This window comes from Rhodococcus sp. PAE-6 (genome assembly GCF_025290685.1).
GTDB lineage: Bacteria > Actinomycetota > Actinomycetes > Mycobacteriales > Mycobacteriaceae > Rhodococcus > Rhodococcus pyridinivorans.
Map to the genome: position 1 here is coordinate 452,040 of NZ_JAOCLZ010000002.1, position 23,266 is coordinate 475,305.

The 23,266-nt window shown below is 67.3% G+C and carries 24 protein-coding genes and 2 pseudogenes; 20 read left to right on the forward strand and 6 right to left on the reverse strand.

Going from position 1 to position 23,266, the window contains the following annotated elements:
* Window positions 1-3 precede the first annotated feature (3 nt).
* The 6 genes and pseudogenes from NVV99_RS06700 to NVV99_RS06725 all read left to right on the forward strand — a co-directional run bounded on the left by NVV99_RS06700 (window position 4) and on the right by NVV99_RS06725 (window position 6,785).
* Complete coding sequence (locus NVV99_RS06700) at window positions 4-1,800, forward strand: cation acetate symporter (protein ID WP_024103123.1); 1,797 nt, start codon at window positions 4-6, stop codon at window positions 1,798-1,800.
* 124 nt (window positions 1,801-1,924) lie between these two features.
* The gene (locus tag NVV99_RS06705) at window positions 1,925-2,290 is read left to right on the forward strand and encodes a DUF485 domain-containing protein (protein WP_019289889.1); all 366 of its coding nucleotides are present in this window, start codon (window positions 1,925-1,927) and stop codon (window positions 2,288-2,290) included.
* Window positions 2,287-3,921 carry a cation acetate symporter gene (locus tag NVV99_RS06710; RefSeq protein WP_019289888.1) on the forward strand — a complete coding sequence of 545 codons (1,635 nt, stop codon included), beginning with the start codon at window positions 2,287-2,289 and terminating at the stop codon, window positions 3,919-3,921. The genes NVV99_RS06705 and NVV99_RS06710 overlap by 4 nt, the downstream gene beginning before the upstream one ends.
* A 96-nt stretch (window positions 3,922-4,017) precedes the next feature.
* Window positions 4,018-4,454 (forward strand): annotated as a pseudogene (locus NVV99_RS06715) (SRPBCC family protein).
* Between the two features lie 117 nt (window positions 4,455-4,571).
* Window positions 4,572-5,894, forward strand: a complete 1,323-nt coding sequence (locus NVV99_RS06720) for a diacylglycerol kinase family protein (RefSeq protein WP_041803555.1) — start codon at window positions 4,572-4,574, stop codon at window positions 5,892-5,894.
* A gap of 60 nt (window positions 5,895-5,954) precedes the next feature.
* Window positions 5,955-6,785, forward strand: coding sequence for a class II glutamine amidotransferase (locus tag NVV99_RS06725; protein ID WP_041803556.1), 831 nt, complete (start codon window positions 5,955-5,957; stop codon window positions 6,783-6,785).
* A 51-nt stretch (window positions 6,786-6,836) separates the two neighbouring features.
* Here NVV99_RS06725 and NVV99_RS06730 read toward each other — a convergent pair.
* Window positions 6,837-8,229: pseudogene (locus tag NVV99_RS06730) on the reverse strand (hypothetical protein).
* 197 nt (window positions 8,230-8,426) lie between these two features.
* On the opposite strand from NVV99_RS06730, the gene NVV99_RS06735 reads away from it, so the two are divergent.
* The 3 genes from NVV99_RS06735 to NVV99_RS06745 all read left to right on the forward strand — a co-directional run bounded on the left by NVV99_RS06735 (window position 8,427) and on the right by NVV99_RS06745 (window position 9,522).
* Window positions 8,427-8,876 carry a DUF6325 family protein gene (locus NVV99_RS06735; RefSeq protein ID WP_024103124.1) on the forward strand — a complete coding sequence of 150 codons (450 nt, stop codon included), beginning with the start codon at window positions 8,427-8,429 and terminating at the stop codon, window positions 8,874-8,876.
* Between the two features lie 32 nt (window positions 8,877-8,908).
* Window positions 8,909-9,211 carry an SHOCT domain-containing protein gene (locus NVV99_RS06740; protein WP_024103125.1) on the forward strand — a complete coding sequence of 101 codons (303 nt, stop codon included), beginning with the start codon at window positions 8,909-8,911 and terminating at the stop codon, window positions 9,209-9,211.
* Window positions 9,212-9,285: 74 nt separating this feature from the next.
* Window positions 9,286-9,522, forward strand: a complete 237-nt coding sequence (locus NVV99_RS06745; protein ID WP_080678540.1) for a hypothetical protein — start codon at window positions 9,286-9,288, stop codon at window positions 9,520-9,522.
* 84 nt (window positions 9,523-9,606) lie between these two features.
* Here the strand turns inward: NVV99_RS06745 and NVV99_RS06750 are convergent, their stop codons facing one another.
* The gene (locus NVV99_RS06750) at window positions 9,607-10,002 is read right to left on the reverse strand and encodes a hypothetical protein (protein ID WP_024103127.1); all 396 of its coding nucleotides are present in this window, start codon (window positions 10,000-10,002) and stop codon (window positions 9,607-9,609) included.
* Here NVV99_RS06750 and NVV99_RS06755 point away from each other — a divergent pair.
* The 3 genes from NVV99_RS06755 to NVV99_RS06765 all read left to right on the forward strand — a co-directional run bounded on the left by NVV99_RS06755 (window position 9,983) and on the right by NVV99_RS06765 (window position 11,928).
* Complete coding sequence (locus NVV99_RS06755; RefSeq protein WP_260782769.1) at window positions 9,983-10,876, forward strand: glycoside hydrolase family 15 protein; 894 nt, start codon at window positions 9,983-9,985, stop codon at window positions 10,874-10,876. The two genes, NVV99_RS06750 and NVV99_RS06755, sit on opposite strands and share 20 nt — an antisense overlap.
* Before the next feature lie 175 nt (window positions 10,877-11,051).
* On the forward strand, window positions 11,052-11,252 hold the full coding sequence (locus NVV99_RS06760; protein WP_016695737.1) for a cold-shock protein: 201 nt from the start codon (window positions 11,052-11,054) through the stop codon (window positions 11,250-11,252).
* Window positions 11,253-11,355: 103 nt separating this feature from the next.
* Window positions 11,356-11,928, forward strand: a complete 573-nt coding sequence (locus NVV99_RS06765) for a helix-turn-helix domain-containing protein (protein ID WP_242411687.1) — start codon at window positions 11,356-11,358, stop codon at window positions 11,926-11,928.
* A gap of 293 nt (window positions 11,929-12,221) precedes the next feature.
* Here the strand turns inward: NVV99_RS06765 and NVV99_RS06770 are convergent, their stop codons facing one another.
* Window positions 12,222-12,656, reverse strand: coding sequence for a hypothetical protein (locus NVV99_RS06770; RefSeq protein ID WP_024103130.1), 435 nt, complete (start codon window positions 12,654-12,656; stop codon window positions 12,222-12,224).
* 7 nt (window positions 12,657-12,663) lie between these two features.
* Complete coding sequence (locus NVV99_RS06775) at window positions 12,664-13,389, reverse strand: GAF and ANTAR domain-containing protein (protein WP_024103131.1); 726 nt, start codon at window positions 13,387-13,389, stop codon at window positions 12,664-12,666.
* A 148-nt stretch (window positions 13,390-13,537) separates the two neighbouring features.
* On the opposite strand from NVV99_RS06775, the gene NVV99_RS06780 reads away from it, so the two are divergent.
* The 8 genes from NVV99_RS06780 (at window position 13,538) to NVV99_RS06815 (ending at window position 21,876) form a co-directional block, all read left to right on the forward strand.
* Window positions 13,538-15,946 carry an ATP-dependent DNA ligase gene (locus tag NVV99_RS06780; RefSeq protein ID WP_024103132.1) on the forward strand — a complete coding sequence of 803 codons (2,409 nt, stop codon included), beginning with the start codon at window positions 13,538-13,540 and terminating at the stop codon, window positions 15,944-15,946.
* A 43-nt stretch (window positions 15,947-15,989) separates the two neighbouring features.
* Complete coding sequence (locus NVV99_RS06785) at window positions 15,990-16,667, forward strand: response regulator transcription factor (RefSeq protein ID WP_006551596.1); 678 nt, start codon at window positions 15,990-15,992, stop codon at window positions 16,665-16,667.
* On the forward strand, window positions 16,651-17,874 hold the full coding sequence (locus tag NVV99_RS06790; RefSeq protein ID WP_024103133.1) for a sensor histidine kinase: 1,224 nt from the start codon (window positions 16,651-16,653) through the stop codon (window positions 17,872-17,874). The genes NVV99_RS06785 and NVV99_RS06790 overlap by 17 nt, the downstream gene beginning before the upstream one ends.
* On the forward strand, window positions 17,871-18,893 hold the full coding sequence (locus NVV99_RS06795; protein ID WP_024103134.1) for a hypothetical protein: 1,023 nt from the start codon (window positions 17,871-17,873) through the stop codon (window positions 18,891-18,893). Before NVV99_RS06790 ends, NVV99_RS06795 begins: the two co-directional genes overlap by 4 nt.
* Before the next feature lie 148 nt (window positions 18,894-19,041).
* Window positions 19,042-19,314: a LuxR C-terminal-related transcriptional regulator gene (locus NVV99_RS06800; RefSeq protein ID WP_016692216.1), complete on the forward strand. Its 273-nt coding sequence runs from the start codon at window positions 19,042-19,044 to the stop codon at window positions 19,312-19,314.
* A 44-nt stretch (window positions 19,315-19,358) separates the two neighbouring features.
* Window positions 19,359-20,525, forward strand: coding sequence for a sensor histidine kinase (locus NVV99_RS06805; protein WP_242411688.1), 1,167 nt, complete (start codon window positions 19,359-19,361; stop codon window positions 20,523-20,525).
* Window positions 20,522-21,535 carry a hypothetical protein gene (locus NVV99_RS06810; RefSeq protein ID WP_041803989.1) on the forward strand — a complete coding sequence of 338 codons (1,014 nt, stop codon included), beginning with the start codon at window positions 20,522-20,524 and terminating at the stop codon, window positions 21,533-21,535. The genes NVV99_RS06805 and NVV99_RS06810 overlap by 4 nt, the downstream gene beginning before the upstream one ends.
* A gap of 11 nt (window positions 21,536-21,546) precedes the next feature.
* Entirely contained in the window at window positions 21,547-21,876 is a 330-nt protein-coding gene (locus NVV99_RS06815; RefSeq protein WP_006551592.1) for a YnfA family protein, read from the forward strand.
* 68 nt (window positions 21,877-21,944) lie between these two features.
* Here NVV99_RS06815 and NVV99_RS06820 read toward each other — a convergent pair whose 3' ends face one another.
* Complete coding sequence (locus tag NVV99_RS06820) at window positions 21,945-22,397, reverse strand: hypothetical protein (RefSeq protein WP_024103137.1); 453 nt, start codon at window positions 22,395-22,397, stop codon at window positions 21,945-21,947.
* Window positions 22,398-22,491: 94 nt separating this feature from the next.
* Window positions 22,492-23,265 (reverse strand): amidohydrolase family protein, encoded by a 774-nt coding sequence (locus tag NVV99_RS06825; RefSeq protein WP_024103138.1) that lies wholly within the window; start codon window positions 23,263-23,265, stop codon window positions 22,492-22,494.
* Between the last annotated feature and the right edge of the window lies 1 nt (window position 23,266).

The window sequence follows — 23,266 nt, forward strand, 5'->3', positions numbered from 1 at the left end:
CCCGTGAGCGGATCGATTCCCGTCGTCACCGTCGTCGGTCTCGTCGCCGCGGCGATCGCCACCGTCGCGATCGGTGTGTACGGCGTGCGGATGGCGCGCACCACCTCGGACTTCCTCGTCGCCTCCCGCAGCGTCGGGCCACGCTGGAACGCCGCAGCCATCTCCGGTGAATACCTCTCGGCGGCATCCTTTCTCGGGGTGGCCGGGCTCGTCGCGAAGTTCGGTGCCGATGCCCTGTGGTATCCCGTCGGTTTCACAGCCGGCTATCTGGGTCTGCTGCTGTTCGTCGCTGCGCCGCTGCGACGTTCGGGTGCCTACACCGTCCCGGACTTCGCGGAGTTCCGGCTGGGGGAGAAGTGGCTGCGCACGCTGTCGATGATGGTCGTGGCGATCATCTGCATCCTGTATCTGGTGCCGCAGTTCCAGGGCGCGGGACTCACGCTCAACATCCTTCTGGGAGTGCCCGACTGGGTGGGCGTCGCCGTGGTCGGGGTGATCGTCGTGGCCAACGTGGTCGGCGGTGGGATGCGCTCGATCACGTTCGTGCAGGCCTTCCAGTACTGGCTCAAGCTCACCGCGGTCGCCCTGCCCGCACTGGTCCTCACGTTGCACTTCGTCGGCGACCACCGGGCCGTCGACGAACCCGTGCCGCCCACCGTCGCGGAGATCACGACCGTCGACGTGACGATCGACGTGGTCGTGCAGGTCGCCGAGCCGTTGCCGGTCGTGGTGACCGGGGAGATCGACGGCCGATCGGTCGCAGGTGACTTCGAACTCGAGCCGGGAGAGCACGTCCTCGGGGCAAGCACCGAACTCGTCCTCGATGCCGGTTCTCCGGTGCCGGTGGTGGCCGGTGCGCCGACCGACAACGACAGCTGGGCGTCGCCGGGGGCCGGATTGGGGGCGAGCAGCGAACATCCGTTGTTCCAGGTCTACTCGCTGATGCTTGCGACCTTCCTCGGAACCATGGGTCTGCCGCACGTGCTGGTGCGCTTCTACACGAACCCGGACGGTCGCGCGGCGCGCATGACGTCCTTTGCCGTGATCGGGCTGCTCGGGCTGTTCTATCTGTTCCCGACGCTGCTCGGAGTGTTCGCGCGCCTGTACGTCCCACAGTTGCTCATCACGGGACGGTCGGACGCCGCGGTGCTCTTGCTGCCGGGATCGGTGCTGTCCGGCTGGGGAGGGCAGTTGCTCGCGGCCCTCGTAGCCTCGGGCGCGATCGCGGCCTTCCTGTCGACCTCCTCCGGGTTGCTGGTCAGTGTCGCGGGCGTGCTGTCCACGGACGTGCTGCGCGGACGGGTGCGCGACTTCCGGATCGCCGCGGTGCTCGCGGGCGTGGTGCCGCTCGTGCTGGCGCTGTCGGTGACCTCGCTCGACCTGTCGCGTTCGGTGGGGCAGGTCTTCGCGATCGCTGCGTCGACGCTGTGTCCGCTGCTGGTCCTGGGGATCTGGTGGCGTGGCCTCACCGCGATCGGTGCCGCGGCAGGGATGGTCGTCGGTGGTCTCGTTGCGGGGGGCGCCGCCCTGGCCACCGTGCTGCTGCCGATCGATCCGTCGGTGGCCGCAGGGTGGCCGACGGTGCTCTCTGCCTATCCTGCGGCGTTGAGCGTGCCGCTGGCGTTCGTCACGATGATCGCGGTGAGCGTGCTGACGCGTCGCCGGATCCCGCGCGACGTCGGCAGGACCTTCTCTCGCATGCACGTGCCCGAGCGGCTCGGCATGGGCCGCGACCGCGAACTCGGAGCGTTCGGCGACCGGGGGCGGGGACCCGGGGAGAGGCGCCGTTCGTCGCGGTGACGTGACCGTTCGTCGCACGAGGACACCCCTCGTCGTTCCATCTCTTGCATCCTCTGTTCGTGTGACAGCCGTCTCATTAGCGTTGTGATCATCCTCACCTCACACGACGACCAAGGAGTCGGTAGTGACCACAGCACCACTCAGCGAGAGTGGCGTACCCCAGCAGCGACGGATACCGACGCCGCAGGAGTTCGTCACGATGCAGGAGAGCCCGGAGTTCCAGGAACTGCGCAGCCGTCTGCGCCGTTTCGTGTTCCCGGTGACGGCGTTCTTCCTGGCCTGGTACGCCCTGTACGTCCTGCTCGCCACCTACGCGGACGAGTTCATGGCGACGAAGGTCATCGGCAACATCAACGTCGGGCTGATCCTGGGTCTCGGCCAGTTCGTCACGACCTTCGTGATCACCGCCGTCTACGTGAAGTTCGCCGGCCGTGAGCTGGATCCGCGTTCCGCCGCGATCCGCGAGGAACTGGAAGGACCGCAGCAGTGACCGTTCTCGCGCAGAGTGGGGCCGACGTCGGTAACCCGATCCTCAACATCGCCATCTTCGTCGCGTTCGTCGTCGTGACGATGGGCCTGGTCATCAAGGCCAGCCGCACGACGAAGAAGGCCTCCGACTTCTACACCGGCGGTGGCCAGTTCTCCGGGCCGCAGAACGGCTTCGCCATCGCCGGCGATTACCTGTCGGCCGCGTCGTTCCTCGGTATCGCCGGTGCGATCGCCGTCTACGGATACGACGGCTTCCTGTACTCGATCGGCTTCCTCGTCGCATGGCTCGTCGCCCTACTGCTCGTCGCCGAACTGCTCCGCAACACCGGCCGGTTCACGATGGCCGACGTGCTGAGCTTCCGGCTCAAGGAACGCCCCGTCCGCATGGCGGCGGCGCTCTCGACCCTCGCGGTGTCGCTGTTCTATCTGCTCGCACAGATGGCCGGCGCCGGCGGACTCGTCGCGCTGCTGCTCGACATCGAGGGCAAGGCCGGCCAGGCGATCGTCGTCGCGGTCGTCGGTGTGCTCATGATCGTGTACGTGCTCATCGGCGGCATGAAGGGCACGACCTACGTGCAGATGGTCAAGGCCGTGCTGCTCGTCGCCGGGGCGGGCCTGATGTTCGTGCTCGTCCTGTTCGCGGTGCGGGGCAACTTCTCGCAGCTGCTCGCCGACGCTCAGGCGATGGTGTCGAGCTCGTCGAACGAGGCCGTCGCGCAGCGTGACGTGCTCGCTCCCGGTGCCAAGTACGGCATCAGCAACATGACGCAGATCGACTTCCTCTCGCTCGGTCTCGCGCTGGTCCTCGGCACCGCGGGCCTGCCGCACGTGCTGATGCGCTTCTACACCGTGCCGACCGCCAAGGAAGCACGTCGTTCGGTCACCTGGGCCATCGCCCTCATCGGCGCCTTCTACCTGTTCACCCTGGTGCTCGGTTACGGTGCCGCGAAGATGGTCGGCCCCGACGCGATCCTCGGCGCTCCCGGCAAGGAGAACTCTGCGGCTCCGTTGCTGGCCTTCGAACTCGGCGGCACTCTGTTCCTGGCGATCATCTCGGCCGTCGCCTTCGCCACGATCCTCGCGGTCGTCGCCGGCCTGGCCATCACCGCCTCGGCATCCTTCGCCCACGACATCTACGCCAGTGTCATCAAGCGTGGCAACGCCACCGAGGACGAGCAGGTGCGGGTCTCGCGGATCACGGTCGTCGTGATCGGTCTGGTGGCGATCGTCCTCGGTATCCTCGCCATGGGACAGAACATCGCCTTCCTGGTGGCCCTGGCCTTCGCGGTCGCCGCCTCGGCGAACCTGCCCACCCTGCTGTACTCGCTGTTCTGGCGGAAGTTCAACACGACCGGCGCCCTGTTCAGCATCTACGGCGGTCTGATCAGCTGCCTCGTGCTCATCGTGTTCTCCCCGGCGGTGTCCGGTGCACCCTCGGCGATGTTCCCGAACGTGGACTTCTCCTGGTTCCCTCTGTCGAACCCGGGCATCGTGTCCATCCCGCTCGCGTTCGCGCTCGGCATCGTCGGCACCTACGTCGGACGCCGCAAGCAGGAGGACCGGTACAAGCAGGCGGAGATGGAGGTCCGCTCGCTCACCGGCGTCGGTGTGGAGAAGGCCGTCTCCCACTGATCCTCTGCGCCGCGTGGCCCGCTCCCGAGCCGGGGGCGGGCCACCGTCGTGTCGGGGCGCCCCGCCGGCGGAACGGACCGTCTACTGTTGCGGACCATGGCGAAACTCGAAGTGTCCACCGACCTTCCGCTCGACCCGCACACAGCGTGGGAGCACGCCTCCCGCCTCGAGTCGTTCGGGGAGTGGCTGAGCATCCACGACGGGTGGCGCAGCGACCTGCCGGACACCCTCGCCGAGGGCACCACCCTGCAGTCGGTGGTATCCGTCAAGGGCATGCGCAACCGCGTCACGTGGACCATCGTCGAGCTGGACGCGCCGCACCACGTGGTGTTGAAGGGGACCGGCAAGGGAGGTACGAAGTTCTCCATGCGACTCGCCGTTGCAGCTCGCGGGGACGGTTCGACGCTGTCGATGAAGATCGACCTCGGCGGTGCGCCCCTGTTCGGTCCGATCGGATCGGGGTTGCGCGCGTCCTGCACGGCGACCTGCAGTCGTCGTTCGACACCTTCGCGCGCCGTTACGGCGGGAACTGACGCCTCTGGACACGTCCCCGGGAAAGGCGTAGACCCGTAAGGACAACCGCGGCCCGCCCGCGGATCGGATCCGTCGCCGAGTGCTCGGTACTCGACGCGAATGCGAGGTCGACGCCCATGTCCGAGGATCACGACCCGGGTAGCGGCGGGCATGCCGCCGAATCGCGGTGGTGGGCGTGGGCGGCCTGTCTCGCCGTGACCGCGGCGATCGTGGTGCCGCTCGCGGAGGCGGGTCTGCGTGGCGTCGTCGCACTGCTGCTGGTCGCGGTGGTCGGCGTAGCCCTGGCCGTTGCCGGGGCCTACTGGTTCCTCACCCACCGGGGCGTGATCCGCGGGGCAGCTCTGGCCATGACCGTCCTCGCGCCGGTGGTCGTGATCGTCGTCTTCGCGGCGTCGGGTCACCTGTGGGTTGCGATCGTGTCGGTGCTGCTCGTCGCGGTGGCGGTCGCGTGTGGGCGCCGCGCTCTACGACATGCTCGACCGGCGCCGCAGCCGGTCTTTCCGGCCGTACCCGTTCGGCATCCCTTCTTCGTCATGAATCCACGCTCCGGCGGCGGCAAGGTCGTCCGTTTCGATCTGCAGCGCAAAGCCGAGGAACTCGGGGCTGAAGTGGCGTTGTTGAGTGGACCGCAGCAACTCGATGTCACCGAACTGGCGGAGAAGGCCGTCGAGCGCGGGGCGGACCTGCTCGGTGTTGCGGGTGGCGACGGAACCCAGGCTCTGGTCGCGGCGGTCGCAGCAGAACATCGACTTCCGTTCGTGGTGATCAGCGCCGGAACCCGCAACCATTTCGCTCTCGACCTCGGACTGGATCGGGAGGATCCCGCCGCGGGTCTGGACGCCCTCCGTGACGGGGTCGAACTGCGCGTCGATCTCGGCCGGATCAACGGGTGGCCGTTCGTCAACAATGCGTCCTTCGGTGTCTACGCGGAGGTGGTCCGGAGTCCGCAGTACCGTGCCGACAAGACGGCGACGGTGCTGCAGATGCTGCCCGATCTGCTCGGTGAGCAGGGTAGGCCGGGCCTGCGGGCGCACATCGACACCGAGACCGTCGAGGGACCTCAGGCGGTGTTGGTCAGCAACGGTCCGTACGCCTTCGACGACCTGGCAGGAATGGGCCGACGGCCCCGCCTGGACAGCGGCCGGCTCGGTGTCGTCGCGATCTCGGTCTCGAACGCACGCCAGGCGGTCGGCCTGTTCCGCCGCACCCACGACCGAGGACTGTTGCAGCGCACGGCGACAGAAGTGGTAGTCCATGCGGACGTACCGGAAATTCCGGTCGGAGTCGACGGCGAGTCGGTGATGCTGTCGACACCGGTACGATGCACGATCTCCACCGGAGCGCTACGAGTTCGTGTTCCCCGCAACCGTCCGGGAGTGCGTGTGCCACCCCCGCACCTCGATTCCGCCCGATTGCGGAAGATATTGTGGCCGAATTGAACTCTTCGGATCTCACATTCCGGCGTATCCCACGACTTCAATGGAGGGATGTGCAGATGGATGGCGTATACCGGTGATCCCGTCCTGATGGACGACCTGCTCTTCCGGCCGGTGCACTCCCTGATCGACCAGAGCCTGCATTCCAAGATGGGCGCAACTACCACGAACGGGGACGGCTTCGGCATCGGCTGGTACGGAGAAGGCCCGAGACCGGCATTGTTCAAGTGCATCGAACCCGCCTGGAACGAGAGCAACCTCCGCGAGCTCGCCACGCAGATCCGTACGCCGTTGATGTTCGCGCATGTCCGCGCCTCGACGGGAACTCCGGTGCAGCGCACCAATTGCCACCCCTTCCGCTACGACAACAGGTTGTGGATGCACAACGGGGCGGTGCACGGATTCCACCTCATGAAACGGGACCTGGCGATGGCCGTAGATCCGGGTCTCTACGACGCGATCCGGGGATCGACGGATTCCGAGATGCTGTTCTACCTCGCGCTCACCTTCGGCCTCGCCGACGACCCGTTCACCGGCGTGGCGAAGGCCGTCGGTTTCGTGGAGGACATCGGAGCACGCATGGGCATCGAGAATCCCATGCAGGGAACGATCGCCACCACCGACGGCAGCTGCGTCTGGGTGTTCCGGTATTCGACGGGGCGGAAGACACGCTCGTTGTTCTACTCGGCCGACATCAAGGCGATACGGGCGCAGCATCCCGAAGTGGAAGTGCTGTACAAGCTGGGGGACGACACCCGCTTCGTGGTGTCCGAACCCCTTCGGGATCTCGAAGGGGCTTGGCTGGAGGTTCCCGAGTCGAGCGCGGGTGTCGTTCGGGGGAGCGATCAGGAGTTCCGGCCGTTCGCGCCGATCTCGCCCGTGCGCTCGATGTGATCACGACGAATTCCCCGCTACAGACGTCGCTCCCGCCGAGTGCGGCAACGATCAGGTCGTCGGTTGGTTCCCAGGGTTGCGCGCGGGCCTGATCACCAGTTCCAGAGCGAGCAGTGCCAGTACCGCACCCAGCACGATGAGCGTGACCACGAGTCCGGTGGGATAACGCCAGAACATCACGAGCAGTGCGGCCGCTCCGATGATGACCGATCGGATGGCGGTGCGGGCGCGGAAAGCGGTTTTCTCGAAGGGATTCGGCGAACGGGGCTGTCGCAGTCGCTGAACGGCATCGAGGCTGCGGCCGAGCCCACGCCGAACGGTCCGGGCGGAGGACGAGCCACTGGTGAGGTAGGCACCGAGAGCGATCACCAGTCCGAGCACCGCGACCGCCCGAAGGCTGGTCCGCAGCGGCATCAGCACGGCATCGATGATGGCTGCTGCCGCCTCCGGCGACAGGACGTCGGGCGGGACATCGTCGAGATACATCGACCGGACGATGATGAGCGCGACCGCCAGAACGAACATTCCTACGACCAGTGCGAGGCCGACGAAGGCGAGTGCGCGTAGGCGACGGCCCGGCGGCGCGACAGCGACTGCGCCGGCGGGAGCGGCGAGAGTGATCCAGGGCAGCACATCCGAAACGTTGTCGAGAGTGTTCACCGCCCGCTGCGCCCGGACCAGTTCCGGTGATCGGAACAGGACCAACTGCTTGTCGACACTCGGGATCTTCTCGGCGAACGTGAAACCGCGGTCGAGAAGACGTCCCTTCACGTTGTCGATCACCGTGCCGAGCGAGATGCTCACCGTGCCCGAATCGTCGACCGTCACCGACGACGGTCCGACGTTCCCGGTCACGACCGCGACCAATGCGTTGTGGGCGGCGCGGTGGGCCTGGATCCACAGATCCTCGAACTGCTCGCTCTGCACGAGCGACAACACCGTCTCGTTGACGAAGTTTCGTGCCTGCCCGGTGATCACCGGTGCCAGTCCCTCGACGGCGCGGTCGACGCGCGGCGCGTTCTCCGTGGCCGGAACGGCATCGGTGAGAGCAACGAGAGCGTCGGTCGTCAGTCCTTCGACGTCGACGCGCGTGAAGATCTCGTCGGTAACGGAATTCGCGATCTGTGTCTGGACGGCGGGATTCGAGCCCAGTGGGGCGACGGTGGTCACGTACCGGTCGGTGTCGAGGATCTCGCTGCGCACGAACCGTGCGGTGACCGAGAGGACGGCCAGAACCGCGACCAGCACGGTGAGCAGCGCAACCGCAGCCCAGCGCCATCCGTGTCTCGCCGGGCCGCGGCTCGGGAACGGGCTCGACCCCGACAGCGGCTCGCTCCCGAAGCGTGGCGACCTCCGCACGCGACCGGTCGAGTTCGGCGCGTTCGTCGTCGTCCAGCCGGCCCGGTCGGGGCTCTTCACCGCCCGCGCCGATGTTCGTGGTCATCCCGGCATCGCCCCCTTTCGGGGCCGGATCCAGTATGCGCCGCTGCGGATCGCTCGGACAGGAATTCGAACCGTATTCGCTTCAGAAGTGGCCGTCGGGCGGTCATACTCGACGGGAGGGGGATCTGTTCTCGACGACACCGACGGAAGTCGGCTCCCGGCTTCCGTGAACGATCTTTCATCGAAACGAGGCTCCAGGTGACCGATTCGGATATAGACGAGATGGGCCCGGTCGACTACCTCGTCATCGAATTCCCTGCCGACCGACCACCGAACGGCTCTGCGCTACCGCTGCTGCTCGACCTCGTCGAGCAAGGCATCATCCGGGTGCTCGATCTCGCGTTCGTCCGCAAGGACACCGACGGTTCGGTCACCGGGATCGACATCTCCGAGGTCGGACTCGAAGGAGAAGTCGACGTGACGTTGTTCGCGGAGGCGTCGTCGGGCCTGCTCGGCGACACCGATTTCGACGAAGCGGGGGCTGCGCTCGAACCCGGCTGCTCGGCGGCCGTACTCGTCTACGAGAACACCTGGGCTGCTCCGCTGGCGCGGGCACTGCGTCGCAACGGTGCCGAACTCGTCGCGTCCGGGCGTATCCCGGTCCAGAGCATCCTGGCTTCGCTGGAGAAGCTCGACGTCGAAATGTGAGTCGAGCGAACGAAATACAGGAGGAGATCGACATGCCAGGACTACTCCGCGGGGTGGCTCGCACCGCAGTCGTAGCCGGGACGGCGACGGCAGTCTCCAACCGCGTCTCCCGTCGGCAGGGAGAGCGATGGGCATCGCAGGGGCAGGCCGTCTACGGTCGTCCGGCGCAGTACGCGCCCGAACCCGAACCCGTGCCCACGCCTCCTCCGGCCGCCCCACCTCCGGGTGGAACGGACCGCATCGCCGCGCTGAAGGACCTCGCCGAACTGAAGGCACAGGGCGTGCTCACCGAGGTCGAGTTCGAGAGGGAGAAGGCGCGAATTCTCGGATCCTGAAATACGAGTGCGGCATCCGGTGCGAGTGGCTACGACCGTTCCGACGCGACGATCGATGCGATGGGACCGGGCTCGTGGACGACTGGAGGTGCACGGTACACCGGATCGGCGAGCCGGCCGACCGTCTGGCGAGGCTGTCGTTGGTGCTCGCGGACGAACTCACCTCGGCGGAAGTACAGGATCGTGCGCGTGCGCTCGCCCGTGAGCTCTTCGGGCACGACGTGGACGTCGGGGAGGTCGAGCCGGAGAACTGGTCGTCCCAGTGGCCACCGTCCACCCGGTCACCGTCGACTCGGCCGCCGTCGACATGATGCCGTACCGAGGACGCACTGCATCGGTTGACGGAGAGCATGTTTCGTCCGGTACGTCTCCGACTTTCCTTTCCGATGCAGTCGTCACCGTGCTCCGGATGCGGAAGGCGCTGCACTCGAGCTCGAGGGAACGAGTGCGGACGCAACGAGTCCGACGAGCCCGATGTACGCCAGCACGATCATCGCGGCCGCATACGAACGGTCCGGGGTGGCGAGGCCGACGACGAGGACGGTACCTGCCACGACGGTGCCCAGGGACGAACCCAGATTGGACACGCAGCGCGACAGGCCCGAGATCTCACCCTGCTGTTCCTCCGGGAACGCCGACTGCACGACGTTGACGGAGGGAGTGAGCATCGCACCCAGTCCGACGCCGATGAGGAGCAACAGACCCGGGGCGAACGCCCATGCGCTGGTCCATGCACGCACCAGCAGGAGCAGAACCACGATGCCGGCGAGGGTGACGACGAAGCCGCTCATGATGAGGGAGCGCTGTGAATGCCGGGCGGCCAACCGTTCGGCCAGCAGCGAGGAACTGAGGATGGCCGGCGGTGGCGGCGGTGAAGATGACGCCGGTCTCGATCGCGTTGTAGCCGCGGACCACTTGCAGGAATGCCGAGACGACGAACGCGACACCCATCAGCAGCAGCCACTGGATGTTCTGGGTGACGAGCGCGAGATTCGACGTGCGATTGCGGAACAGGCCGGTCGACAGCAATGGCACTCTGCCGGACCGTTCGAAACGTCGTACGTGCAGGAGGGATTCGGGCTCGACGCTTCGCTCGAGCGGTGGAAGCGGGCCCGCGACGAGATCCACCACGAGATCTGCGAACGTGGATACGACCCCGTCCGCGGCACGTTCACGCAGTTCTACGGCTCCACGGAACTCGACGCCAGCGTGCTGCTCATACCGCTCGTCGGTTTCCTCCCGCCGACCGACGACCGGGTCACCTCCACGATCGACGCGATCCGGAACGAACTCGGTCGCGACGGCTTCGTGTCCCGGTATTCCACGACGGATACCGACCACGGGCTTCCCAGAGACGAAGGGCAGTTCCTGGCCTGCTCGCCGAGGACTACGACGTGCAGGCGGGACGACAGGTCGGTAATTTCCCTCAGGCGTTCAGCCGCCTCACTCTCGTCGGCGCGGCCTGCGCGATCACTGTGGCCGAATGGGCGCACGCCGTGGATCCGGTCGACGGAGCTCCGGCCGTCTGATCCCACTCCATCGGAATGTCGTGTTTCCGTGAGATCTTCGCTCGCAGCCGTGCGTACTGCATGTATCCAGGGGGTACGTGCAACCCGGATGCGCCCCGTGTTCGTCGGTGTCTGTACATCGAACGAACTACGTTGATGCGCTTGGAAATCGGTAGAAATCGTACGAATGTCACCGATTCGGCGGGGGTACTTCCCCGGACCCGCCGAGCACGTTTCAATGACAGGTGCAGAGGGGCTCTCGGGAGCGCAGGGGATACGCTTCCGCGTCGCTGCTCCGTCGGGACAACGCGAACGGTGGCAGGGGAGCGACAATGGAACATGGTGTTGTGCTGTGGTTCGACGCCGGTCTGGGTCACGGGTTCATCCGTGACGACGACGGTACGGAGATCCTGGTGCACTACTCACAGATAGATGGGAGCGGCTACCGCTTCCTGACCGGGGGTCAACGGGTCCGATTCGAGATCGGTTACGGGATCTTCGGACGACAGGCGGTCAACGTGCAGGTGTGCTGACATACGGGACGCTCGGATGGTGTGTGATCGAGTAATGGACACGCGGGCGAACGAGAGGGCGGAGGAGACCCACATTCATGCTGCGACTCCGACCGAGGAGCAGGTGTGGGCCTTCCGAGCCGCAATCGAGCGGGCCACGGGCGTGCTGATGGAGCGGTACGGACTCGATGCCGAGCAGGCGAAGGAGACGTTGCTCCAGGCCTCCCGTCACGCCGCCGTGTCGATGGCGCAGTTCGCGGAGGACGTGCTCACTTCGGGTCGAGCAGGTGAACCCCCCGAGATCCGAGTGGTGCTGGACGCCGCGTCCGCGCCTTCCGGTCTACGGAAGGCCGTCGCCTTCATCGAGTCCGAAGCGGCTCGTCCCATCAGGTTGGCGGACATCGTGGCTGCTGCGGGGGTCGGAGCCCGAGCTCTGCAGTACGACTTCGTGCGCCACCTCCATACGACGCCCACCCGATACCTTCGTTCGGTGCGTCTCGAGCGGGCTCATCGGGAGTTGCAGGCCGCCGACCCACAATGTGAGACGGTCGCGTCGATCGCTACGCGGTGGGGCTTCTCGTCGCCCGGACGATTCGCGACGCAGTACCGGTCCGTCTATGGCAGATCCCCTCGCATGACCCGGTCGGACGCGCGGTGGTCCGATCGAACTACTGCCGATCCTGCAGAAAACGAATAGACTGTACCGAAAGCGAACGATGTGTTCGCTGTCGACGCTGCCGGCGGGGCGCGAGACTTCCGACGCAGGGGGTTGGATCTGTCGACCTGCCCCGCCGGCAGTACTCCGAGTGCCCACATTCGGCCCTGGTGATGACATTTCGGCGTATGCTCGGAACATCGGTGATCGCCTGTCACCCCCTGCACGGACGATCACCGCCGCCGGGTGGATTCGAGGTAGGCCACCCAGGCGATGCCGAACCCTGTCGCCCATTCCCCCTGCTCGGGTGGCAGGGTTTCGGTGCTGTCAGTACGTTATATGTTGGAATCCGGCTCCGGGTCCTGTGATCTCCCGGGCTCCTCGTCGACGTCGTTTCCCGAGGCTTCCGCATCGACCTCGTCGTTCGCGCCGGGAGAATCGACTTCCCCCGAAGCGTGAGAATCGACGCCTTCAGGATCGTCCTTCCCGTGTACTCCGTTTCCTTCGGGAAGAGACACGGGGAGTTCGGCCGAATACGGTGCACGCGGTGGGGCGATCTCGTCGAGACGTTCGTTGATCGCATGGGCGATCAGATCGTGCTGCAGACAGGGAAGCGGCAACAATCCGTTCAGATACGCCTCGATCTCGACCCTTCCCACTTCGCCCCCGAGGGTGAAGTAGCGCAGCCACAACTCCTCCACACCCAGTCCGGCGACACGGAGCGCAGCGAGGAATCTGTGACGGTGTTCCCCGTCGGGGAGAAAGTGCATTGCGACCTCAAACTGTTTCGTTGTAGGTCGACGCGACTATCTCCGCTGCCACCTCCCGTACGGTGATGCGCCGCTGTGTAGACAATTCGAGCAATCGCTGCACAGCACGATCGGCATCGATGTTCTCGCGCAGCATCACGATTCCTTTGGCAGTAGCGATCAGGTCCCGGTCGCGCAGGGCCCGAAGCAACCGCTCGTTGAGTGCTTCGGCTTCGGTCAGAGTGTGCATGTTCGCCAGCAGGATCGCGGCCTGCTCGGCGAAGCGGCCGAGGATGTCCTCACTGTCTGCCGTATAGACACGCGGGCGTGTGGAATAAACCTTCAGTGCGCCCATGATCTCGCCCGCGTACTGCAGGGGAACGCTCAGCGACGACGACATTCCCATCTCTGCAGCCCACCTGGGCCATTCCGGCCAGCGCTGCTCCTCTCGGAAGTCGTCCACGCGCACCGGCACGCCGTCACGGATCGCCGCCAGACAGGGACCGTCACCGAGCTCGTACTGCAACGCGTCGAGACGTTCGACCATCTTTCCGGTCGCGGCGGAAGTGGACCGGTTGCTCTCGTCGTCGACGAGAGTGATTCCCGAGCCGTCCGTGTCGGGCAGTGTGTCCTTCGCCAGCGAGGTGATCAGCTCGAGCACGGTGGCCACGGTCTGTTCGGACAGCAACACTCCGGCCATGCGGGCGAACACCGCGGCCCATGCCTCGGGAGTCGGATCATGCGACTCCGTCATATCCCACCTCCCGCCCGAACGCACCCTCGTGCATCTTCCGATTCCTCGACGCTACCCGCTCCCGAGCATCGACGTTCGTGGACGTACCATCCCGACCGCTCGGTGCGACATCCCACCGGAACGTGCCCGGATTGGCAGAATCCGGAGTATGCCGACCCGGACGATCGATGGTCACCGCATCACCCTGACCAACCTCGACAAGGTGCTGTATCCGAGCACCGGGACGACGAAGGGCGAGGTCGTCGAGTACTACGAAGCCGTCGCCGAGGCGATGCTTCCCCACATCGTCGGCCGAGCAGCGACCCGTAATCGGTGGCCGAACGGTGTCGGCGAACAGTCCTTCTTCGAGAAGAACCTCCCCGACCACGCACCGGCCTGGCTCGACCGTCGCACCCTGCATCACAAGGACCGGCGGGTCACCTACCCGCTGTTCGATTCCGCCGCCGGGCTCGTCTGGCTCGGGCAACAGGCAGCCCTCGAACTCCACGTGCACCAGTGGCGTTTCGACGGAGAGAAGGCCGGACCCGCGACCCGCATCGTCTTCGACCTCGACCCGGGGCCCGGCGTGGGCCTGGCCGAGTGTGCGGAGGTCGCGCGCCACGTGCGCGACACCGTCGCCGAACTCGGGTGGTCGGCCTATCCGGTCACCAGCGGCAGCAAGGGCATCCACCTGTACGTCCCGCTCGATCGGATGCTGTCGTCGTCGGGGGCGTCGAAGGTCGCGAAGCAGGTCGCGCGCAATCTCGAGACCACCCTTCCCGACCTGGTGACCGCGACGATGGCGAAATCGGCGCGCGAGGGCAAGGTCTTCGTCGACTGGAGCCAGAACAACAGTTCCAAGACGACGGTCGCGCCGTACTCGCTGCGCGGTCGCGACGAGCCGTGGGTGGCGGCGCCGCGCAGCTGGGACGAACTCGACGACCCCGACCTCGCGCAACTGCAGTTCCGGGAGGTCCTCGCCCGCATCGAGGAGTTCGGGGACCTGCTCGCCGGTCTCGACCCGCCCCTCGGCAAGGCTGTGTCCGGAGACAAGGCCGTGTCCGGAGACAAGGTCGTGTCCGGAGACAAGGCCGGGTCCGGCGGCAAGACCGTGTCCGGCGGAGACGCCCTGGACACCTACCGCGGCAAGCGCGACGCGTCGCGCACCCCGGAACCGGTACCCGACCGCGTCCCCGACGACGGCCCCGGCAACAGGTTCGTCATCCAGGAGCACCACGCGCGTCGCCTGCACTACGACCTGAGGCTCGAACGCGACGGTGTGCTGGCGTCGTGGGCCGTACCGAAGAACCTGCCGGACACCTCGGGGCGCAACAATCTCGCGGTACGGACCGAGGACCACCCGATCGAGTACCTGACCTTCCACGGGACGATCCCGAAGGGCGAATACGGCGCCGGCAGCATGACCGTGTGGGACACCGGCACCTACGAGACCGAGAAGTGGCGGGACGACGAGGTGATCGTGCGGTTCCACGGCGACCGGATCGAGGGACGGTACGCGCTGATCCGCACCGAGAAGAACCAGTGGCTGGCGCACCGCATGAAGGACCAGTCGTCGCCGAGCACCGAGTCGTCCGATGCCGATCCGGCCTCCCTCGTCGGATCGTCGGGGTCCAAGTCCTTCCCGCGCGATCTCGCGCCCATGCTCGCGACCTCCGGTGACGTCTCGGGTCTCGACGCCGAAGACTGGGCGTTCGAAGGCAAATGGGACGGATACCGCGCCATCGCGGAGATCGAGGACGGCACCGTCAGGCTCCGCAGCCGATCCGGTCGCGATGTCACCGGCGACTACCGGAAGCTCGTCGAACTCGCGACGATCCTCGACGGTCACCGGGCGGTGCTCGACGGGGAGATCGTCGCCGTCGACCGCTCCGGGGTGACGAGCTTCTCGATGCTGCAGCGGGGCGTGAACTACGAGTACCGCGTGTTCGACGTGCTGTATCTCGACGGGGTGTCGCTGCTGCGCAAGACCTACGACGATCGCCGACGGGTCCTCGAGGCGCTCGCCGCTGCCACGGACGGACTGATCGTCCCGGATCTGCTCTCGGGTGACGGCTCGAAGGCTCTCGCGCGCAGCCGCGCGAAGAACTGGGAGGGCGTGGTCGCCAAACGCCGGGACTCCGTGTATCTGCCGGGCAAGCGCGGCGCCGGATGGATCAAATCGAAGAACTGGCTCACCCAGACCGTCGTGCTCGGCGGATACCGCCGTGGCAACGGCAACCGTGCCTCGACCTTCGGCTCCCTGCTGCTCGGCGTCTACGACGACGACGGTGAGTTCGTGTACGTCGGCAAGGTCGGCACCGGTTTCGACGACGAGACGCTCCTGTCGGTGGCGAAGGCTGTGAAAGGGCACACGAGCCGCACGAACCCGTTCGCGAACGAAGTGCCGGCCGCCGAACGCCGCGATGCGGTGTGGTTGCGGCCCGAACTCGTGGGGGAGGTGCGGTTCGGAGGATGGACGGAAGGAGACCGGGTGCGGCACGCGAGCTGGCGTGGTCTGCGCGACGATGTGGACGCGTCGAGTGTGGTGCGAGAAGAGGAAACAGGCGCTGACTGCTAACGTTCGTTCGAAGTCGGGTGATCGGGCATTAGGGGAGGCATCAATGGCCGAGGGCTCGCGTGGCGTCGTCCGTCGGATCGGTTTGGTCGAGGATCACGAGTCGGTCGCGCTCGGGTTCGCAGCGATGCTCGCCGATCAACCCGATCTCGAGCTCGCAGGTACCGCCACCACCGTCTCGGGTCTGCTCGAGCAGGTCACCGACCTCGACCTCGCCGTTCTCGACCTGCGCCTGTCCGACGGATCCTCCCCGAAGAGCAACGTCGAGCAGCTGCGCGCGGCGGGCCTCGAGACCCTGGTCTTCACCGGCGCCGAGAACCCGTATCTGCTGCGTTCGGCCGCCCGCGCCGGTGTGCTCGGGGTGGTGCGGAAATCCGAGCCCGCGGCCGTGGTGATCGAGGCGATCCGCGTGGCCGCCGCCGGAGGGCAGGTCGCCAGCACCGAGTGGGCCGCGGCGATCGACGGTGATCCCGAACTCGACGATGTCGGCCTGAGTCCGCGACAGCTCGAAGTGCTCGAACTGTATGCGTCGGGGGAGAAGCTCGACCGGGTCGCCCGGCTGACGGGTCTCGCTCCGCAGACCGTCAACGACTACCTGCAGCGGATCCGCCAGAAGTACGCGGAGGCAGGTCGTCCCGCACCCACGAAGACGGATCTGTACAAACGTGCCGTCGAGGACGGGTGGCTGCCGATGCCCGAACGGTCGGATGTCCGCCGTCGCTGACGAGCCGGCCGGGGACACCGGGGAGAAGTCGCACGATCGCAGCACGGCGGCTGCCGACCGACTTCTCCGGATGTTCGCGCGATTCGTCGCGATCGGATATCTCTGCTACTTCGCGTTGCTCGTGCCGGAGATCCTCGAAGTGTCGGCACTCGTCGCGTGGTGGTGGACTCCCACCGCGGCCGTCCTCATGTTCGGATCCGGGGTCGCGCTCGGCTTCGCCTCGTTCCGCGGCACGGTGTGGATGCAGCGGACCGCGACCGTCAATGCGCTCGCCTACGTCGTGATGGTCGCATTGTGGTTCGTGGCGTGGAACGGGACGCAGATCCCGCAGGACCAGTCGTTGTGGTTCACCGCCTTTCCCGGCCTCGCGTCGCTCGCGGCGGCGGTCGCGTGGAGACCCCGGCGGGCGTTCGTCCACATGATCCTCGTGGTTCTGCTCGCGCAGTGCGCGAATCACCTCGCCCGCGACGCCCCCTTCGGATACTTCCTGGCACCCGACCTGGCGTTCGCGTTCGTCTTCTGCACGGTCTTCCTCGCGGCCGCGGTGGTGGGACTCGGCACCGGCCGCACCCTCGACGAGACCATCGCTGCCACCCAGGCCACGGCGGCCGCCGCGGCCGCAGCGGAAGCACGGAACGCCGAGCGCGCACGGTTCGATGCCCTGGTCCACGACCGCGTGATGTCCACCCTGCTGGCGGTGTCACGCAACGCACCCCGAGAGTCGCTCGTCGAGCAGGCCGAACGAGCGGTCGCCGAACTCGACGAGTTGCGGCGCGGCACCGATCGGGAGTCGGCGCTCGACGCCGCCGCGGTCGTGGCGCGGCTCCGATCGGCGGCGACCGAGGCCGACGAGGATGTCGTCTTCACCGGCCGTGTCGCCCCGGGATCCGGCGACGTTGCGTTCCCACCCGAACCCGCGCGCGCGACCGCCGCTGCCCTCGCTGAGGCGGTACGCAACAGCGTGCGGCATGCCGGAAAGGACGCGTCCCGCACGGTCGAGGTCGACGTGGCACCGAGATGGATCTCCGTGCAGGTCGTGGACGACGGCAGAGGCTTCGAACCCGAGGCCGTCGACCCGCACCGGCTCGGTCTGGAAGTGAGCATCCGAGGACGTATGCGCCGGGTGTCCGGGGGCCGGGCGGTCGTGCAGTCCGCGCCGGGGGCCGGGACCCGGGTGTTGTTGTACTGGCGGGATCCGGCCGCATGAACACTGCGAACTCGACCGTCTCCGATCTGCTGCGGATGCACAGCAGGCCCGCGCGGGCCTTCGCCGTCCTGTACGCGGTGACCTGCGTGGTGCTCGCCCTGAACACCGCGCCCCATGCGGAGGTCCGCTGGCCCCTCGCGATCGCCGTGATCGTGTGTGTGGCCGCCGCCTACGCGCTCGTCGCAGTCGAGGGGGACCCACTACCGGTGCGACCCGCACTGGCGATGACGTTCTCGGGCGCGATCGCGTCGGCGTCGGTGCTGTGGGTGGTGCCCGCCGATCCGGCGCCGCACCCCATCGAGTTGTGGCCGTTCGGGATGTCCACGACGATCCTCGTGTTCATGTGCGTGCGGGGACGCACGGCGTACGCCTGGTGCGGGATGCTCCTCATGCTCGTCGTCGCCGCGCTGTGGTCGCATCTCACGGGCCCCGGGATGGGCTACGGGCTCGGCCTGACGATCACGAGTGCGGGACCGGTGCTCATGGGCACCGTCTGCGCCTACACGATCCGCCCGCTCGCGCGGTCGATCTACCTGCTGCGCGCCCGGTCGATGCAGCGGATCGCGGCGGAGTCCGCGGCTGCCGCGGCTCTGGAGGAACGTGACGTCCGCCTCGGAAGCCTCGACGCGTCGGCGCGTCCGTTGCTCGAGCGGATCGTCTCGGGCGAACCCCTCGACGAGAACGAACGGATCGAGTGCGGACTCGTCGAGGCACGACTGCGCGACGGTCTGCGTGCTCCCGTACTCCAGGTACCCGAGGTCGACCGGGCCGCCGCTACGGCCCGCCGGCGCGGCGTCGAGATCGTCATGCTCGACGACCACGCCATGGACTCGGCATCTCCCGAGGTTCGGCGCGCCGTCTACCGGGAGGTGGTGGACGCGCTCGATTCGGTGAGAGAAGGGTCGGTGACCGTGCGTGTGTTGCCGCCGGCCCGCGCGGCGATGGTGACGATGCTCGTGAAGGGCGAGGATGTGCGCCGAATCGAGATCGGACACGACGGCCGGCGCACCGGTAATTAGGCGAAACACCGATGCCCATATTTTCTTGGGCAGAGAAAAATCTGTCTGGGTAGTTGTCGGTTTCAACCGTTAAGTTGTAGGCACTCGAAACGGAGTTCGTCGGGGGACTCGGTTCGATCCCATGTATTCATCTCGGTAGGGACGCGCTATGACGACGATGCTCGAACATTCCCCGGCACAGAAGCCTGCGCCTCAGAAGCCCGCACTCTCGGCTCGCGAGATCGAGATCCTGCGGGCCTGGCTGCTCTGCGAGTCCAAGTCCGAGGCGGCTGCGAGCCTGTTCGTCACCGCAGCCACGGTCAGCACCCACATCGTCCGCATCCGTGAGAAGTACGCCCGTGTCGGGCGTACGGCGACCACGAAGACGGCACTGCTCGCCCGCGCTCTGCAGGACGGTGTGGTCTCCATCGACGAGTTGTGACCCGTCGGCCTGCCACCGCACGGGGTGGACACACGACGGATCCGATGAGCGCGGCCGACCGGATCCACCGGGTCTTCGGCCGGTTCATCAGTGCGGGCTATGTGTTCTACCTGCTGTTCGTCGTCCCCACAGCGGTGTCGCAGGCCCACCTCACGGCATGGTGGTGGTTGCCGACGGCACTGCTAGCGATCTTCGGCACCGGGATCGCGCTCGGGGTGGCAACCTTCCTGAGCGATGTCCGGTGGGTCGGACGACTCGCAGCCGCCAACGCCGTCGCCTTCCTGGTCGCGGCGGTCCTGTGGTTCCCGGCCTGGACGGGTGAGGTTTCCACGAACACGGCCTGGCAGGCGCTCTTCCCCGGAGTGGCAGGACTGTCCGCGGCGGCAGCGTGGCGGCCGCGGACGGCGCTCGCCTACCTCACGGTGGTGGTGCTCGTCGTGCAGACCACCAACTATCTGCTGGTGAACACCACGACGGGATACCGCTTCGTCCCGGAACTCGCGTTCGCGCTCATGTTCTGCGGGGTCTTCGCCGCCGCGGCGATCGTCGCCTTCCGCACGGGCGACGTCCTCGACTCCACCGTCGCGGCCACGGAGAAATCCGTCGTCGCAGCAGCGGCGGCCGCGGCCAGGACGGTCGAACGCGAGCGGTTCGACGCACTCGTCCACGACCGGGTGATGTCCACTCTGCTCGCCTCGGGTCGCGGCGCATCCGACGGTCCCGTCGCGGCCCAGGCCCGTCGTGCGCTGGAGATGTTCGACTCCCTGCGGCGCGGCGACGACACCGAGAGCAGCTTCGACGCCGACCGAGTGGCAGCCCAGTTCCGCTCGGCAGCCTCCGAGGTCGACGAGGACGTCGAGTTCACGACCACGACGAGCGCCGATGCCGGACCGCACTACCCGGCCGACGTGATCAGGGCGGTCGGAGCCGCACTGGCCGAGACCGTGCGGAACAGTGTCCGCCACGCCGGCCCGGGCACACAGCGGGCCGTGCACGTCGACCTCGGGCCCGGATCGGTCCGGGTGGTCGTCCGCGACGACGGCCACGGATTCGACCCCGCCCAGATCGACCCCTACCGGATGGGCATCCGCGCGAGCATCCACGGACGCATGCGCGGCATGGCCGGGGGCGACTCGGAGATCACCTCGGGTCCCGCGGGCACGACGGTGACGCTGCACTGGTGCGATCCGGCCGAGCGTCGCGCGCCGTGACCGCCGAACCCACCCGCGACGTGCGCGACCTGCTGGGGATGCGCACCACGGCCGCACGTGCGCTCGTGAGCCTCTACGCCCTGGTCTGCCTCGTGCTGGCGGCGTTCGGGGCCGAGCACACGTCCGCGAGCTGGCCTCCCGCCCTCGCCGTGCTCGTGTGCACGTTCGCGGCGTTCACCCTCATCACCGTTCCGGGCGACCCGCTGCCGATGCCGGCGACGATCCTGCTTGCCGCCACCGGGACGGTCTCGTCGGCGCTCGTGTTCTCGGTGCTGCCGGTGCCGTCTCCGGGAGGCATCGCGACCTGGCCGCTCGGGATGTCCACGGTCGTCTTCACCTTCATGTGCGTGCGCGGTCGCACCTTCGCGGCGTGGATCGGGTTGGCCTGCATGATCGCGACCGCGACCTTCTGGACCTACGCCACCGGACAGGGGATCGGCTCCGGCCTGTCGCTGTCGCTCGTCAACGCCGCCCCGGTCCTCATGTCCACCTTCTTCGCCTTCACCCTGCGACCTCTCGCCGGATCCATCTACCTGCTGCGTGCGATGTCGTTGCAGCGCAGCGCAGAACAGGCGGCCTCGGCTGCAGCGCTCGAGGAGCGCGACGCGCAGCTCGACCGGCTCGACTCCCTGGCCCGGCCCCTGCTCGAACGCATCGCGACCGGGGAGATGCTCGACGCGGGGGAGCGACGCGCCGGTGTGCTGCTCGAAGCACGTCTGCGGGACGGGCTTCGAGCACCGGCCCTGCAGGATCCGCAGGTCGTCGAGGCGGCCGACGCCGCGCGCCGACGAGGCGTGGACGTGGTGATGCTCGACGATCACGGCCTGGACGGGGTGCCCCCGGACGAACAGGCCCGCCTCCGCCGCGCGGTCGCCGACGAACTCGACTCGGTCTCACACGGTTCCGTCACGGTGCGGGTCCTGCCTCCGGGACGCCGGGCCCTCGTGACGATCCTCGTGCGGGGGGACTCCGTGCGCCGCATCGAGCTGGGCAAGGCGTCGCAGGGTTAGAGTCACACCTCGTGACCGTGCTGAAGTCGTTGCTGCTGTTCGCCGTTGCCGCCCTGTTCGAGATCGGCGGTGCGTGGCTGGTGTGGCAGGGCGTGCGTGAGCACCGCGGCTGGATCTGGATGGGCCTGGGCGTGATCGCTCTCGGCGCTTACGGTTTCGTCGCCACGCTCCAGCCCGACGCGAACTTCGGTCGCATCCTCGCGGCGTACGGCGGTGTGTTCGTGGCGGGTTCCCTGGTGTGGGGCATGGTGATGGACGGCTTCCGGCCGGATCGGTGGGATGTCGCGGGCGCGCTCGTGTGCCTTGCCGGCGTTGCCATCATCATGTATTCACCCAGGTGACGACGCATCCGGCACCACCTCGGTGACGAGGCATACGGCACAACTCGGCCGGATGCCTCGTCCGGGCGTCACGGCACCACGACGCTGCCGACTGCGGGGGTCGAGTTGCACAGCGGTCCACTGCCGAGATTCACCGAACCGAAGACCGTCGCCACGACCTCGCCCGGACCGGTGTCGACCAGGGTCGACAGGTTCGGGTACGTACCGACCAGATCGACGATTCCGGTGCGGCCGTTGTTGCGGTTGAGCCATGCGACGCTGACCTGCCCCGCTGCCGGGACCGGCCACAGGGCCTCCCGTGTGGAGAACAGGACGTGGCCGCCGGGGATGCCCTCGTCCGGTCCGGGTTGCGCCGTGACCGAGGTGAACGACGCCAGGCTGCCCTGGTTGATGCAGCCGATGGTGATCGCCGTGCCCAGAGGCTGAGGGGGTGCAGCGGTGGCCACACCGGTGAATGCGATTGCGGCGGCGACGGGTGCCGCCAGGGCGAGAACTCGACGTGGAATTCGCAGTGCAGGCATGGTGCTGCTCCTCGGAAAGGGAAGGTCACGTCCGGGAGCCGACCGCAGCGAGGAATACCGCGGCGCGTCCCGCGCACCGATGACGTGCGTGAGTCTATCGAGACACCGAAGACCCAGGAGCGGTTTCGGTCTCGATCCGATACAGCTCGGAAGCATTGCGGCGCAGTACCGCGTCGGAGAGCTCGTCGCCGAACACGTCCTCGACGAGGGTGATGTCGCTGTCCCGGAACGGTCGCGGTGCGCGGGTCGACGGCAGGTCGGTGCCGAACACGAGTGCCCCGGGATTCACATCGGCAACGGCGCGAAGCGCGTCGGCCACCGGGAGATCGACGCGCCCGAACCCTGTTGCCTTCACGTGGATACCGCTCTCCACCAGCCGCAACAGTGACGGCAAGCCGTCCTGCGACAGTCCCAGGTGGTCGACGGAGACGGCGGGTAGTGCCGCGATCGTGGTGTGCAGCTCGGCCAGATCGCGCGAATCGATGTACAACTCGGCGTGCCAGCCGACGAGATCGCGGACCCGCCGGGCGAGCCGGTCGAGGTCGGACAGCGTGGCCGATCCGCCACGGCGGACGTTGAATCGCACGGCCCGCACTCCCGCCGCGTCGAGCCGGGTGATCTCGTCGTCCGAGGCGGTGGCCGGAAGTTGTACGACGCCGACGAAAGTGGGCCCGAGCCGGTCGAGCGCATCGAGGAGATAGCCGTGGTCGAAAGCCTGGAACGACCCTGACACCACCGCGCCACCGGTGACACCCAGATGCGCGACCCGCGCGAGATAGTCGTCGACGGTGAACGGTTCGGGCAGATAGCCGTCGTTCTCGACGAGGGGGAAACGCGGATCGATGATGTGCAGGTGGGCGTCGAACATC